This is a genomic window from Bifidobacterium sp. MSTE12, from assembly GCF_000513015.1.
Taxonomy (GTDB): domain Bacteria; phylum Actinomycetota; class Actinomycetes; order Actinomycetales; family Bifidobacteriaceae; genus Bifidobacterium; species Bifidobacterium dentium.
Genome location: NZ_AZYA01000031.1, coordinates 1 through 15462 on the forward strand (window position 1 = coordinate 1; position 15462 = coordinate 15462).

Here is a 15462-nt window from a genome sequence, read left to right on the forward strand (position 1 = left end):
CCTGCCGTATCTGTGGCAGGCGAACGCGGCCGATCATGATGCGCGCAGCTTCGACGTGGTGTCGATACGCTTCGATGGCAGCTGGGAGCCGCTTACCTACACGCCCGGCCAATGGACGATGTCGCGTGCCGGCAACGGATGCGTGATGACCGGACGCGGCATGGACGATGCGCGGGTGCAGATGCAGCATTGCATGAACGTCACGGTGACCGGCGAGGATGGCGTGGACACCCTGTCCATGGTGGTCGCGCCGATCGGGAATCATGCCGCCGAACCCGGCTTCGTGCCGAATGTGCGATTCGTACGATTGGGGGAGCGGTCGCTATACACGGCGATCGTGCTGCCGTCCGAGAGCAGCGGGTACGCGCATGCTGACAGGCTGCCGGTACTCATGAAGCCATACGGCGGCCCGGGATTCCAACAAGTCGTCGAAAGCCAGTCGTTCTACTGGGATGCGCAGTGGTGGGCCGATCAGGGGTACATCGTCGTGATTGCCGACGGTCGCGGCACCACCGGCCGCGGGCCGAAATGGGATCGTGCGATTTACGAGAGCATGAAAGCCGTGACGCTTGAGGATCAGATTGCCGCCGTGCATGCGCTGCCGGGAATCCTCAGCGAGTTGCGGGCGGAACAGGCCGACTCCGAGACTGCCGTCACCATTCCCGAACCCGACTTGGAACGGGTGGCGATAATCGGCTGGTCATATGGCGGATTCCTCTCCGCGCTCGCCGTGCTGGAGGCGCCTGATGTGTTCGCCGCTGCCTGCGCGGGCGCTCCGCCGACTGACTGGACGCTTTACGACACGCACTACACCGAACGGTACCTGGGCCTCGACCCGGTCGTGTACGAGCGCAATGGCATCATCGCGGGCGCGCCGAATCTCAAACGTCCGCTCATGCTCATCCACGGGTTCGCCGATGACAACGTGACCATCGCGCACAGCCTGCGACTCAGCCAGGCGCTGATGGCCGCCGGTCGGAAGCATACGTTCCTGCCGCTCACCGGCATCACGCATATGACCAACGACGAAACCGTCGCCGAAAACCTGCTGATTCTCCAACGCGACTTCCTCGCGGACGCCTTACGCAAGATGTGATGCTTTCCGTCGATTGCGATGCGGATGATGCGGGGCGCTCCCGAGTGTACGGGGGTAAGGCCGATGCCGCAGGACGGCATGAGTATTCGCCAAGCGCGTTATCTGCACCGCAGCTGGTCAAGGCAGGACTATAGTGCTCACAGGCCGGTATACGCAGTATGCGACCTGATAGTTGAATGTTCGACTTGACGGAGGAAGATATGCGAACGATTCTCGCCATTTTCGCGCGCGATGTCAGACGCATCGTGAAGAATCCCGTGGCGTTGGTCGTGACCTGCGGCGTGGCCCTGATTCCGTCGCTGTACGCATGGTGCAACATCCTCGCCAACTGGGACCCTTACGCCAACACCGGCAACATCCAGGTGGCCGTGGCCAACGAGGATCTCGGTACCGATTCCACGCTCGTCGGACACCTCGACGCGGGCGCGCAGACCGTTCGCAAACTCAGGACCAATCATCAGCTCGACTGGCGTTTCGTCAGCAAGTCGGACGCCCTCAACGGCGTGAAATCCGGCGAATACTATGCGGCAATCGTATTGCCGGATAACTTCAGCGCAACGCTGATCGGATCCGTCACCGGTACCACCAAACGTCCGCACATCACGTACTACGTCAACGAAAAGGAAAACGCGATCGCGCCGAAAATCACCGACACCGGCGCCACGGAAATCGACGAACAGATCAACTCCACCTTCGTAACCGCCGTCGCCGACGCCGTGGCCACGGAAGTCAAACGATCCGCGCAGGCCACCACGCAATCACTCGACGGTGCGCAAAGCGACGTCATCGCGGATCTCAACACCACCATCGACCAGCTGAACAGCGTGCGCGACGAGCTGACGCACATGTCGACCTCACTCAGCGACGCCGAAACCACCATCGCCAAAGCGCAGGATACCAACAAGCAGATCAGTGCGGACCTTGCCACCGCCACGGGTACCGCCAACACCACCATCGGACTGCTCGCCGACGCACAGACCGCATCACAACGATTCTCGACGACACTCGCCAAGGCGCTCGATAACGGCAGTGTGCAATTGTCCAGTCTGCACATCGGCGTCAACACCGCTACAGGTCAGATCGTCAGCGGGCTCAACACCACGCAAAGCGCCGTGAACGCCGTCAGCCAGGCGATGCAGAAGACCTGCGACAAAACCGATGAATTCATCGATGGTCTCGACCGCGTGCTCGCCTCCAGCGGCCTTGATCACAACAGCAAGGAATACCAAGCGCTCGCGCAGCAGATCGCCAATGCGCGCACCCAGCTCAAACAGGAGCAGCAGCTGCTCGACACCTTCGGCAACAACGCCGACGCCCTGATCGGTGACGGCACGACCACTGCGACCACGCTCGGCAACACCGTCGCCGGACTCACCGCCGACGGGGCAAACAAACTGATTGACGCACGTGACAAACTGACCGGCACCATCATGCCGTCACTCGACAGCTCGTTCACCTCGCTCAGCGCCACCAGCGGTTCCCTGATCGGTACGCTCGACGCGCTCGGCAGCCTGATCGGGCAAAGCGACGGCCTGCTGAATCAGCTTGACGACACCCTACGGCAGACACGCACCACACTCGACTCCATCATCGGAGCGCTGGGCGACCTTGAAGGCAACCTCGACGCCACGCGCACCGACATGGCCGCACTCTCCAGCTCACAGACCTACGAGCAAATCACCAAACTGCTAGGTCTCAACGCGGCGAGCATCGGCGACTTCATGGGCAACCCCGTGCATCTGAGCGAAATCGTCGTATATCCGACCGACAACTACGGGTCCGCCGTCACGCCGTTCTACACCAACCTTGCGCTGTGGGTCGGCGGTTTCGTGCTCGTGGCCATCTACAAGCTCGAAGTGGACCGCGACGAGCGCATCCGCAACTACACGCCGACGCAAGGCTATCTCGGGCGTTGGCTGCTGTTCATGACAGTCGGCTTCATGCAGGCGATCATCGCCACCGTAGGCGATATCGCACTCGGCATCCAATGCGCGCACCCGATGCTGTTCATCCTCGCAGGACTGCTCGAATCGTTCATATACGTGAACATCATCTACGCGCTCGCCGCTACGTTCCGGCACATCGGCAAGGCGGTGGCCGTGGTTCTCGTGATCGTGCAGATTCCGGGTGCTTCCGGCCTATATCCGATTGAGATGATGCCGGAATTCTTCCAGCGGCTCAAGCCGTTCCTGCCATTCACCTACGGCATTCAGGCCATGCGCGGACCGATTGCGGGACTGTACAAAATGCACTACTGGAACGATATGTTTCACTTGCTGTGGTACTTGCCGGTTGCCCTGTTCATCGGATTGGTGGTGCGCCGGCTCGCCATGAACCTCAACGCCCTGTTCGACGAACGGCTGGCCGACACCGACCTGATGATCACCGAACGCAACGCCGGCGTAGACAGTCAGTTGCGCTTCGTAGGCATGGCACGCGAATTCGCCGAACGCTATCCGGAAATCGCGCACGCCCGAGCCGAACGGTTCCTCGCCGTATACCCGAAGCTGGTACGGTGGGGCTTCCTCACGTTGGCGGTGCTGCCGTTCGTACTGCTGATTCTGCTGTTCATCATCCAACAGAAAACCGTGATGCTTACGTTGTGGATCGTGTCGATCATCGTCATCGACACCTATCTGATCGTGGTCGAATACCTGAAGGAAAGGTACGCGCGGTGAAATATCTCTGGGGTATCTTCCGACGTGACATGCGCCATGCCACAAGCAATGTGATCGCCCTGATCGTCTCGATGGGACTGGTGATCGTACCGGCGTTGTACGCATGGTTCAACATCGCCGCCAGCTGGGATCCATACGGCAACACGAAGGCGCTGAAGGTGGCGGTCGCGAACGTGGACTCCGGCTACAAGTCGGAGTTGATTCCGGTGCGCATCAATGTGGGCGAGACGGTGCTGAGCGCGCTGCGAGCCAACCACCAGCTCGACTGGCAGTTCGTGGACAGCGCCAAGGCCGTCGACGGCGTGAAATCCGGCAAGTACTATGCGGCGATCGTCATTCCGAAATCCTTCAGCGCCGACATGATGACGCTGTTCTCACCCACCGTCAAGCATGCGACGCTGAAATACTATCTCAACGAAAAAATCAATCCGATCGCACCGCATATCACCGACGAAGGTGCGTCCACCGTGGCCAACACCATCGACAAGACCTTCGCGAAAACGATGGCGCAGGTCGGACTCGACCTGGCCGCAAACATGCTGCAGTATTCGCAAAGCCCACAGATGACGCAGTACATGACGAATCTGACGTCGAACATCGACGGCATGGTATCCACCATCTCAGGAGCGCAAGCGCAGGTGAACGCCTACTCGACGCTGTTGAGTTCGACCGACAGCGTGATCACCTCCACGGACAAGCTGCTCGCCTCCACGCGCAAAGCCGGCAAACAGGCGCGCAAAACCTTGAAACAGAGCGAATCCAGCACCTCGACACTCACCGATGCCTGCACCAACGTAACCGATGCCGTCAATCAGGCTTTGCAACAGGCGGTTTCGGCGCTGGACGACATCGCAGACAAAGTCGGCGCCGCCCTCGACCAGCTCGACAAGGATGCGACAGGCGCCGCGAAAACACTGCAGGACCTATCATCGCAGGTATCAAGCAGTGCGAACGTGTACAGCAATTACATCGCGCAGCTGGAGAAGATGCGTTCGGCAGCCGAAGGATTGCCGGACGGCGACTCGAAACAGGCATTGCTGAACGCCATCGACAAGCAGATCGCGGCATTGCAGGCCGCACAACAGGATACGCAGGATCTGGCTACGGCGCTCGCCGCCGCCTCGAAACAGGTCGCCGCCGACAGCGGCGACATTCAGCGGGATCGACAGCAGATCCTCAACCGGATCACGACGGCAAAACGGTCGATCAGTACCGTGCAAAGCGACTATGAGCAGAACGTCAAACCCAAACTGGACAATTTGTCGGCATCGGTGCAAACGCTCGTCACGCAGACCGGTACCGTGATCAGCGGACTGGATGCCGTCACCGGTGACGTCGGATCAATGGCCGGTGGCGTCGGTGCGAATGTGGCTGCCGTACGCAAGACGCTAGGCAGCGTATCGGCCTCGTTGGGCGAATCGGCCGGCAAGCTGTCCGATCTGAGCGCAAAGTTCAAACAGGCCGTACAGGCCGGAGACAGTAGCGCAATCGCATCGCTTACGTCGAGCGATACCGACGCCGTCGCGACGCTGCTGTCCGCACCGGTGGCGCTCGACCGTGTACCGATCTACCCGATCGCCAATTACGGATCGGCCATGGCGCCGTTCTACACGGTGCTGTCCATCTGGGTGGGTGCCATCATTCTGGTGGCCATCATGAAGGTTGCCGTATCCGATCGTGAAAAAGGCGCACGTGCTCGGGTTGGGGGGATTCGTTGCCGCTTCGCGCCCGTAACCGTGAAATTCCGGGTAACGCGGCGACGTTCGGGTTGCGATTGCATCACGAATATTTCGGCCGACTGGGCATCTTCGCACTGCTGGCGCTGCTGCAAGGCACCATCGTATGCTTGGGCGACATGTACTTTCTCGGCGTGCAGGCCGAGCATCCGCTGCAGTTCTTGGCCGTGGGATGGTTGTGCGCGGTGGTTTTCTCGAACATCGTGTACACGTTGACCGTGTCGTTCGGCGATATCGGCAAGGCATTGGCCGTGGTGCTGCTGGTGATGCAGGTAGCCGGTTCAGGCGGCACGTTCCCAATCCAGACGCTGCCGAGGTTCTTCCAGATCTGCTACCCGTTCCTGCCGTTCCCGCACGCCATCGACGCGATGCATGCGGCCATGGCCGGCTCATATGGTCTTGAGTATTGGATTGATCTTGGTGCGCTCGCGCTGTTCCTGCTGCCGTCGTTGCTGCTCGGACTGGTATTGCGTCGGCCGGTGATCCGCCTCAACAACTGGGTGCTGCGGAGGCTTGAATCCACGCATGTGATGTAAACGGTTCCGTTTGCGCTTGGCGATGGCGTGTCTGCAAGAGCATGCCAGCGATGGCATGAACGACTGGCCGTATGATGGGTGATATGACTATCACGCTCATCGATGAGGCGCATTACGACGCCGAAATGGACGCTAAGGTGCTTCCGGCGCTGCAAGCCTGCCTGACGGAAGGGCGTATGAAGCCGGCGACGCACGACAGCGACGGCAAGGCGTTGCCTACGCTCGATAATCCCGGCACATTGCACTATTGCTGCTACGACGTTCGAAAATTCAACGAATCACGCGGAGGCAGGTCGGCGGGACCGTTCCGCGGAGCGGTCGTCATCTCCCACGGTTTCACCGAATTCGGACGCAAATACAGCGAGATGGTGTGGTACTTCCTGCTCGCAGGCTATTCCGTATGCGTATTCGAGCATCGCGGTCACGGCCATTCCGCGCATGACATGAGCAATCCGAGTTTGGTCTGGATCGATGACTGGCGTCGATATGTAGCTGATTTCGCAACATTCGCCAGCACCGTCGGACGCGAGTATGCAATGGGTCGGCCGCTCGACCTGTACTGCCATTCCATGGGCGGCGGCATCGGCGCGGCCGTGCTGGAACGTTATCCGAGTCTGTTCGACAAGGCGGTGCTGTCCGCACCGATGATCGCACCGGCGGTCGGTATGCCGACGTGGGTCGCGCGCATCGTCGTCGGCGGTATTTGCGCACTGGGATTCGGCAAAAGCCGAGTGTTCGGGCATGCCGACTTTTCCGACAATCTCAATCTGGACGATTATCGCGGCGCGTCCGAAGCGCGCATCCGCTGGTTCCACAAGCAACGGCTCGCCGACGAATGCTGTTGGACCAATGCGGCGACCTTCGAGTGGGCGAATCAGGCCATGGCGCTATCCCGTGCGGTGCTCAAACCCGACATGTGCGGTGCCATTGAGACGCCGACGCTGCTCTTCCAGGCCGGGCTTGACGTGTGGGTGCTCAACGGTCCGCAGGACGAGTTCATCGAACGTGTGCGCGAAGGCGGCGGTTCCATAGAGAAGGTGCGCTACGACCAGTCGTTGCACGAGATCTTCTCCATGCCGAACGACGTGGTCGGTCCGTATCTGAAGCGAATCCTCGATTTCCTTGGCGCACACGACGTAGGCTTGTAGGAGTGGCTTGCGGCGGGCTTGTGCTTTGCGGGCGCGTGGCTTTTTGTGGCTGCGGACTCCGTTGCTTGAGAGTGGCTTGAGACCGACTTGAGACCGACTTGAGACCGCAGCCACAGAGGCACAGTTGTAGTGCCACCGCCGTAGGGCTGCGGCCACAATCATGGTGGGACTCAGGCGTTGAACACGTACCGGTCGAGCCGATCGAACGCTTCCTTGACCCGACTCAACGGCAGTGCGAGATTCACGCGAATCGAGTACGGCTGTTTGAACATGACGCCATCCTGCCAGCACACGCCCACGTCCCAGCCGCGTTTTTCGAGTTCCTGCAACGAAACGCCGTGCGCCTGACACCATTCGGAGCAGTCGAGAAACAGCATGTACGTGCCCTCCGGCTTGGCGCATGAGACTCCGTCGAAATGATTGGCGATGAAATCGCATGCGTAGTCCACATTGCCGGTCAGAACCTCGCGCAGTTCGTCAAGCCACGCATACCCCTCCGGCTGGTAGGCGCCGATCAGCGCGTGCATCGACAGCACGTTCATCTCGTTATAGTGCGATTTCGAGCTCTTCGCGCCAATACGGTCGCGCAGATACTTGTTGTAGATGATGTGATAGCTGCCGATCAGCCCCGCCAGGTTGAACGTCTTGCTTGGCGCGTAAAAAGCGGCGGTACGGTTGCGCGCATCCTCACTGACCGACTGCGTCGGAATGTGCTGGTGATTGCCGAGCGTCAGATCGGACCAGATCTCATCGGAAATGACCAGGCAGTCGTTGCGGCGATAGACCTCCATCGCCTGCTCGATCTCCCAACGCTCCCACACGCGGCCGCACGGGTTATGCGGGCTGCAGAACACGGCGACATGGATGTTGTTCTCCTTGATTTTGCGGTCCATGTCGTCGAAATCCATGCGCCATACGCCGTCCGCGTCGCGCGTGAGCGGGCTATGCACGATGCGGTATCCGTTGTTCTCGATACTCATCGTGAAGCCGATATAGGTCGGGCTGTGCAACAGGACTGCATCGCCGGGCGCGGCGAACGCGGTGAGTGCGGAAATCACGCCACCAAGCACGCCATTCTCATAGCCGATGGCCTCGCGGGTCAGTCCCGTCACGCCGTTGCGCGTGGACTGCCAGCGGATGATCGCGTCGAAATACTCGTCGGTTGGACTGAAATAGCCGTATGCCGGGTGTTTGGCGCGTTCGATGATCGCTTCCGGGACGGTCGGAACGGTCGGGAAGTTCATGTCGGCAATCCACATCGGAATCACGTCGAACCCTTCCTTCGGCGGATCCGGCGAGAAGCCGAGCTGTCCCAGCCCGTCGACCGCAATCGAATCTTTGCCATGACGGTCCATGATGGACGTGAAATCGTAAGTCATACCGTGCCTTTCGCAAACATTGCCGGAGGGGAGACCTTCATCCTAATACGGTCACGTTTCACCATCGAGTCCAGCAGATGGCGCGATAGAATCAGGCCGGAACGTTTCGAAAGGTAAGGGGTGGTTATGGGAGTGGATAATGTCTGAACGAACTTTCGAACTGACTCCTCGGAAACTGGCCGTCGGCACGATCATGACGGTGACCGGGGCCGTATTATGGGGCGTCAACGGCACCGTATCGAAAATCCTCATGGACTCATATCGTGTCGACCCCACGTGGGTGGCATGCGTGCGCGAAATCGTGGCCGGGCTGCTGTTCCTTGCCTGTGCGGGGGTTGCGACGCCGAAATTGCTTGGCGGCATGCTACGCGAACGCAAAAACTATCCGATGCTGGTCATTGTGGCGTTGTCGAGCGTGCTGGTGATTCAGGTTGGCTATCTGCAGGCGATCCACTGGACCAATGCCGGCACCGCAACCGTATTGCAAAGCCTGAGCCTTCTATTCGTGTTGCTGTACGTGTGCGTGCACGGCAGACGGTTGCCGACCGTCATCGAAACGATTGGCGTGATACTTGCGGTAATCGGCACCGTGCTGATTGCCACCGGCGGCAATCTGTCGTCGATTTCCCTGCCGCTGCCCGGCCTGGCTTGGGGGCTGGCCAACGCACTCGGCAATGCCGCGATGGCGATCATTCCGCTTGCGTTGATTGCACGATGGGGAGCCTTTTCGGTGAATGGCGTGGCATTCCTGATTTCCGGATTCGTGCTGGTGCCGTTCGTGCGGCCATGGGCCCACATGCCGCAGTTGGATGCCCGTGGCTGGCTGATGTTGGGTTTTCTGGTGGTGATCGGCACGTTCGCGGCGTGTGGACTGTATATGGGCGGCGTTGCGATTATCGGCTCGATGCGTGGCATTCTCATCGGCACCATTGAGCCGGTGGTGGCTACGGTCACCGCCGTAACATGGACCGGTGCGGCATTCTCGCCCGCCGACCTGGTCGGTCTGGTGCTGATCATCCTCATGGTGTTTCTGGTGCGGTAAGCGTTCCCGGTCTTCTGACTCCGCTCCTCCGTCTGGTTCTTCTGGTTCGTCCTCTTGTCTGGTTCGTCCGATCTTCCCACCCCTCTGTTTGTCCGATTCTGGTGAATCGGACAAACAAGCAGTACTGTGCATCCTCTGTTTGTCCGAATCTCCAGAATCGGACAAACAGAGTGGTGCAACCGTGCTCCAGTTGTCCGAAAATCCCGAATCAGCTATGCGCGAGGCAGTCGCGTAGTGTCATGTGTCCGATTCTCCAGAATCGGACACATGGCATGGAGGATGGGGGAGCTGCTTCGGCTCATGACCTACTTGGTGTAGACGGAGATACGCTCACCGACATGCTTGCCGGATTCAGCTTCGTCTACCATGGCGATGGCGTAATCGGCATAGCTGATGAAGCTTTTCCCTTCGGCATTGGTGGTGAATTCCTCGCCGGCCAGCCCGTAGGATCCGGTACGTTCACCCTCGGCTTGGAAGTCGGCGGCGGGGCTGACGTAGGTCCACTTCACGTCGTCGCGGTTGCGCAACAGATTGAGGGCGGCGACATGTGCTGCGGAGACCGGTTTGTAGGCGTCAAGGAACTCCGGAGTGTCCTCAAGGGCCTTGGTGTGTTCTTTGTTTACAAACAGGCTGCCTGCACCTCCAACAACGATCAGTCGGATGTCGGTGCCGGAAAGCAGGTCGGCGAGATGACCGGCGGCCTGTGCGATCTGTGGCAGGGTGTCCGGGGACCAGGTGCCGAAGGCGTCGATGACTACATCGAATCCGGCAAGATCTGCCATGGTCAGATTGAACACGTTTTTGATGATGGCGTTCGGGGCTGTGGTTCTGTTCTCGCCGCGTACGACTGCGGTCACATCATGGCCGCGACTCATGGCCTCCTTGACAATGAGTCGTCCGGCTTTGCCATTTGCTGCGACTACTGCGATCTTCATGGTGATTCCTTTCGTGTTTGCGGCCCTTCAAAGGAAGGGTAACTGCCGACCGGAAGGTCAGGCGGAGAAAGATTCCTCTCTATTGGGTGTTCCCGGTGGAAATCTTCCGTTTTTCGCTTACATGATGTACTGTATTTCCATACAGAAGATAATGGAAGAAGGCACAAATTAGTTCTGTAGTTACCTATAGGGAACTTTTATTGTGATTACTGGATTTTATGGAAAGGATAATTTTAGATGGAACGTGAATTGCCGGCGTGTCCCGTTGAAACAACGTTGCTGATGATTTCCGATAAGTGGAAGGTGCTGATTTTGCGTGATTTGCTCGATGGCACCAAGCGATTCAGTGAATTACGTCGCTCGGTCGGCAATGTTTCGCAGAAGGTGCTTACCGCGAATCTGCGACAGATGGAACGTGATGGGCTGGTGCACCGCGAGGTCTATCCGGAGGTGCCGCCGCGTGTGGAATATTCGCTGACCGAAACCGGGGTGAGTCTCAAGCCGGTCATCAAGGCTATGAAAGACTGGGGAATTCACTATAAGGCCACATGCGAAGCATGAGTTTGTCCGTTTCTGCCGAATCGGACATTTCTGGAGCGAAAAGTGGATTTGTTTGTCCGATTCACCAGATTCGGACAAACGGTTGAGTGGGATGCTGTCTATGCGAAGTGATAGATAGTCAGTTAGGGGGTATGTAACACAACCGGCAGCACTTCAATGTCGGCGAATGAACCCCGTACTCAAACATCCGTTTTGACTCAATGACCCTCAAGCATGTTCAACAACGTTTATTGTTGTTATATTTTTCGGTATATTTTCGGGGTTCGATTAGAAAACGAAGAACCCTGAAACATTGCAATTCCAACGTTCCAGGGTTCTAATCCCGTGGTGCGAGCGGGGGGAGTTGAACCCCCACGAGCATACACTCACTGCCACCTGAAGACAGCGCGTCTACCATTCCGCCACGCTCGCAGACAATGGACTAATTTACACCCGTATTGGTATTTGTCCAATGCCGGCGTGTCGTGTTGTCGCCTCCATGGGGAAATACATGAGGAGTGAGGAAACTGGCGTTCTGAGTCAGGCTGATGCAGGCTGGTGCGGCATTTGGTTGTCCGATTCACCAGAATCGGACAACCAAGACGGCAAAGTACAATGTGGCACAGCACATCGGCCGATCCCAGACCGCAATCACCCAGCGCATTTCCGTTCTTCCGGTTTGGGCGTTAGCCCCTCGATCCGTTCGCGTAGAAGCGGGCCAGCGTCTCATCGCGGAATTCGTCGAAATAGCCGCCATCAATCGAAGCGCGGATGTCGTCAAGCAACTTGACGAAGAAATGCTCGTTGTGAATTGTAGCCAGCGTGAATCCGTTGAATTCGCGGGCACGCAGGGCATGATCCACGTAGGCACGCGAATAGTGAGTGCAGGTATAGCAGGTGCAGCCCTCCTCAAGCGGCCCGAAATCGTGTTTGAACTGCGCCCGTTTGATGTTATAACGGCCCGAACGCGTGAAAATCGCGCCATTGCGGCCGCAACGTGCCGGCGCCACGCAATCGAACGTGTCGCCGCCATTCTCAACGCACGCGAAGATGTCATCGACGGCGGCGATGCCGAGCACATGGCGCGGTCGGCTTTCGGGCATCGCATCGCAGATCCAGGCGCAGGTGTCGCCGATAATACGCTTCTCGATCGCGCCGCCGATACCGACGCCATCGAAATCAAGCGAGGCGATCTGCTCGGCCGCATGACGGCGCAGATCCTCATAATTCGCGCCCTGTACCACGCCATACAGCGCCTGATATGGCTTGCCGAGACGTTCCTCGGTAAGCCGCTGATGCTCGGCTACGCACCGCTGCGCCCAACGATAGGTACGCTCCACGGAACGCTCCTGGTAGCCACGCGTGTTCATCAACGTGGTCAGTTCGTCGAAGGCGAACATGATGTCGGCGCCGATTTTGTGCTGAATGCCCATGGAAATCTCGGCGGAGAAGCGGTGCAGAGAGCCGTTGAGCGGTGACTTGAACGTCACGCCATCCTCGTCTACGAATGCGAGGCGTTCCTTGCCTTCGGCGATCACTTCATCGGATTTCATGCCGGTTACGTCCATGGCGAGGGTCTTCTTGAAGCCTGCACCGAGCGACAGCACTTGGAACCCGCCGGAATCGGTGAAGGTCGGACCGTTCCAGTTCATGAATTTCGCGAGTCCGCCGGCCTCATCGAGCACTTGCTCACCTGGCCGCTCGTAGAGATGGAAGGCGTTTGACAGCAGGCACTGCGCGCCGAGATCCTTCATGGTCTCCGGCAATACGGCCTTCATCGCGGCCTGCGTGGCTACCGGCACGAACGCCGGCGTATGGATGTCTCCATGCGGGGTGTGGATGATGCCGGTACGTCCATAACGCGCGCCACCACGGCCTTTGCCGTCGGCCGCATCCGGCAGTCGAGTGATTTGCTCAAAGGAGAATGCGCGGCGGTCTCCGGGTTTGCCCGGCTCGGCTCCGCGCGGATGCTCGACGAGATTCGATTCAGTAAGGCTTGTCATGCGTTTCACTTTAGGCGATAGCGCCGATTGCGTCGGATGGAAAGAGTGTTCAGTCCATACGGGATGGGTGACGGGTCGGATAGATTGCGCAAGAGGCGAAAAATCACCGTTTACAGGTGCGATGAAGACGTTCCGATAAGGATGGAAGCGGCTGTTCGCCGATGCAGACGATCAATTCGAGTAGTACTTTCAACAAACATTCAGGAAATTTCCAGAGCGGGTATCTTTACTCTTAGATAGCAGTTCGAGCGGCACGATTGCTGAACATGTGAAATGCCGCGAGACGAATAAGGAGCAAGAATGGCTGAAGATAACAACGACCAGAATGTCGTGCAGCCGCAAAACAACGCACAACAGGCCGTACCGACGCAACCGGCCGATGTCGCGACCGACAATGCCGAGACCTCCGTGACCGAACCGATTGCAGTGCACGACGCCGGCGAACAGCCGACCACGACCCTGCCTTCCGTGAATGCCGCGGATTCGGAAATCGCCCCGGATTATGCATCCGCCGCCGGCGAAAGCACCGTGGTTTCCGGCGGCTCGTCTACGGGCGGCCAGTCGACTGCCGGCGCTTCCGCGCAATCGCAGTATCGTCCGGCGCCGGAATACGGCGCCTACGGAACGGTGCCGCCGCAGCCGCAGCCGACGAACGGAACGAATGCCGCGCAGCCGCAGTATGGTCAGCCTGCACACAGTGCGCAGACATCGCAGATGCCGCCGCAGAACAATCGCAATCCCTTCTTCGGCAATCCATATGTGAATCCGCAGAATGAGCAGCATGATTCGCGCGGCAGCAATCCGTTCACCGCTCCGCAGGGAGGTGCGAACGTTCCACCGAACACCCCGAACAACGGCAATCCGTTCAATCCATTCGGCAATGCGGGCAATCCGCAGAATCCGGCGGTCAAGACCCGACCGAAGACCGCTGGCAACGTGGTTGTGGCCGTGGTCGCCGCGCTGGTTGCCGCCGTGCTCTGCCTCGGCGTCGGCTATGCGGCCATCACCAATGGTTGGGTGCATGTGCCTACATCGAGCTCGATGACCAGCATCAGCTCCAACCAGTCCGGTTCCGGTTCGGCCAAGGCCAAGAGCGGTGAGGCCGTTGATTGGACGGCGGTAGCCAAGGAAGTGTCCAACTCCGTGGTTTCCATCCAGACTGTGACCAGCGAGGGCACCGCCAAGGGTTCCGGCGCGATCGTCAGCGACAAGGGCTACATCGTTACCAATAACCATGTGATTGCCGGTGCACAGCAGATTCAGGTCACGCTCGCCAACGGCACCATCTATTCCGCGCAGGTCGTCGGCACCGATACCACCACCGATTTGGCGGTCATCAAGCTTGACAATCCGCCGAGCGACCTCAAAGCCGTGGAATTCGCCGATTCCGACGACCTTGCCGTCGGCGAGGCCGTGATGGCCATCGGTAATCCGCTCGGCTACGACGACACCGCCACCACCGGTATCGTCTCCGCACTCAACCGCCCGGTGACCGTGACCGATGACAACAACAACGCCATCGTCACCAACGCCGTGCAGATTGACGCCGCAATCAACCCGGGCAACTCCGGCGGCCCGACCTTCAACGCGGCCGGTCAGGTAATCGGTATCAACTCGTCCATCGCCTCCACCGCAAGCTCTTCCAGCTCGGCGGGTTCCATCGGCATCGGTTTCGCGATTCCGTCGAACCTCGTCAAGCGTGTGGCCAATGAGATCATCGAAAACGGTTCCGTGCAGCACGTGGCGCTCGGCATCACCATCAAGAGCTCCACGGTCGAAGCCGACGGTGTGACCCGTGGCTGCGCCCAGGTGCAGTCCGTGGTCGACGGCGGTCCGGCTTCCAAGGCCGGCGTGAAGGCGGGCGACTCCATCGTGGCCTTCAACGGCAAGGCTGTGAACAACAACTACTCGCTGCTCGGTTACGTGCGTGCCTCCGCCATGAACGACAAGGTGACGCTGACCATCGTGCGCGATGGCCACACCATGGATCTCGAAGTGACGCTGAATCAGGAGGAATCCAGCAGCAGCTCCTCCAACAAGCAGGAGCAGAACGAGCAGAACAATGGCGGCAATGGTCAAGACCAGCAGGGCAACGGCCAGAACGGTGACGGCGGCGGATTCACCGATCCGTTCGGCCTGTGGTAAACCGGATCAGCAAGTCGGGGCGTAAACCCCCGACAAGCCCAAGGCGAACGCGATAATCATCGAAAAGCCTTGTAGCACCAAGCGAAACGGGACTGTGTGAGCAATCGCACAGTCCCGTTTCACATGCCGTGCGGCCAAGTCCCCCTGAAGACCTGTTACCCTTAAAACGAAGGTCGTTGAAGCGGCCGGATAATTGAACATTCCAGTAATCTTTTTACGCCGTG

General features: G+C 59.0%; 9 protein-coding genes, 1 tRNA gene and 1 pseudogene. 7 read left to right on the forward strand and 4 right to left on the reverse strand.

Annotation, left to right across the window (positions count from 1 at the left end):
- From HMPREF1494_RS06355 to HMPREF1494_RS06370, 4 genes and pseudogenes are all read left to right on the forward strand, one after another.
- Window positions 1–1096, forward strand: a 1096-nt coding sequence (locus tag HMPREF1494_RS06355) for a S9 family peptidase (RefSeq protein ID WP_034521126.1), incomplete at its 5' end; no start/stop codon positions are given.
- Between the two features lie 200 nt (window positions 1097–1296).
- Window positions 1297–3774, forward strand: a complete 2478-nt coding sequence (locus HMPREF1494_RS06360; protein ID WP_231495357.1) for a YhgE/Pip domain-containing protein — start codon at window positions 1297–1299, stop codon at window positions 3772–3774.
- Window positions 3771–6046 (forward strand): annotated as a pseudogene (locus HMPREF1494_RS11910) (YhgE/Pip family protein). The gene HMPREF1494_RS06360 and the pseudogene HMPREF1494_RS11910 overlap by 4 nt, the downstream one beginning before the upstream one ends.
- 83 nt (window positions 6047–6129) lie before the next feature.
- Window positions 6130–7194 carry an alpha/beta fold hydrolase gene (locus HMPREF1494_RS06370; RefSeq protein WP_012901773.1) on the forward strand — a complete coding sequence of 355 codons (1065 nt, stop codon included), beginning with the start codon at window positions 6130–6132 and terminating at the stop codon, window positions 7192–7194.
- A gap of 170 nt (window positions 7195–7364) precedes the next feature.
- Here HMPREF1494_RS06370 and HMPREF1494_RS06375 read toward each other — a convergent pair whose 3' ends face one another.
- Window positions 7365–8573: a MalY/PatB family protein gene (locus HMPREF1494_RS06375; RefSeq protein ID WP_034521136.1), complete on the reverse strand. Its 1209-nt coding sequence runs from the start codon at window positions 8571–8573 to the stop codon at window positions 7365–7367.
- A gap of 139 nt (window positions 8574–8712) precedes the next feature.
- Between HMPREF1494_RS06375 and HMPREF1494_RS06380 the strand changes: the two genes are divergently transcribed.
- A complete protein-coding gene (locus HMPREF1494_RS06380; protein ID WP_003842985.1) occupies window positions 8713–9615 on the forward strand; it encodes a DMT family transporter in 903 nt (300 codons plus the stop codon).
- A gap of 305 nt (window positions 9616–9920) precedes the next feature.
- Here the strand turns inward: HMPREF1494_RS06380 and HMPREF1494_RS06385 are convergent, their stop codons facing one another.
- Window positions 9921–10550, reverse strand: coding sequence for an NAD(P)-dependent oxidoreductase (locus HMPREF1494_RS06385; protein WP_034521139.1), 630 nt, complete (start codon window positions 10548–10550; stop codon window positions 9921–9923).
- Window positions 10551–10787: 237 nt separating this feature from the next.
- On the opposite strand from HMPREF1494_RS06385, the gene HMPREF1494_RS06390 reads away from it, so the two are divergent.
- The gene (locus tag HMPREF1494_RS06390; RefSeq protein ID WP_003842980.1) at window positions 10788–11111 is read left to right on the forward strand and encodes a winged helix-turn-helix transcriptional regulator; all 324 of its coding nucleotides are present in this window, start codon (window positions 10788–10790) and stop codon (window positions 11109–11111) included.
- A 325-nt stretch (window positions 11112–11436) separates the two neighbouring features.
- Here HMPREF1494_RS06390 and HMPREF1494_RS06395 read toward each other — a convergent pair.
- Window positions 11437–11522 (reverse strand) — tRNA-Leu (locus HMPREF1494_RS06395).
- Between the two features lie 254 nt (window positions 11523–11776).
- Window positions 11777–13093 (reverse strand): tRNA guanosine(34) transglycosylase Tgt, encoded by a 1317-nt coding sequence (tgt, locus tag HMPREF1494_RS06400; RefSeq protein ID WP_034521143.1) that lies wholly within the window; start codon window positions 13091–13093, stop codon window positions 11777–11779.
- A 300-nt stretch (window positions 13094–13393) separates the two neighbouring features.
- Here tgt and HMPREF1494_RS06405 point away from each other — a divergent pair, with 300 nt between their 5' ends.
- Window positions 13394–15238: a S1C family serine protease gene (locus tag HMPREF1494_RS06405; RefSeq protein WP_034521146.1), complete on the forward strand. Its 1845-nt coding sequence runs from the start codon at window positions 13394–13396 to the stop codon at window positions 15236–15238.
- Window positions 15239–15462: the final 224 nt, after the last annotated feature.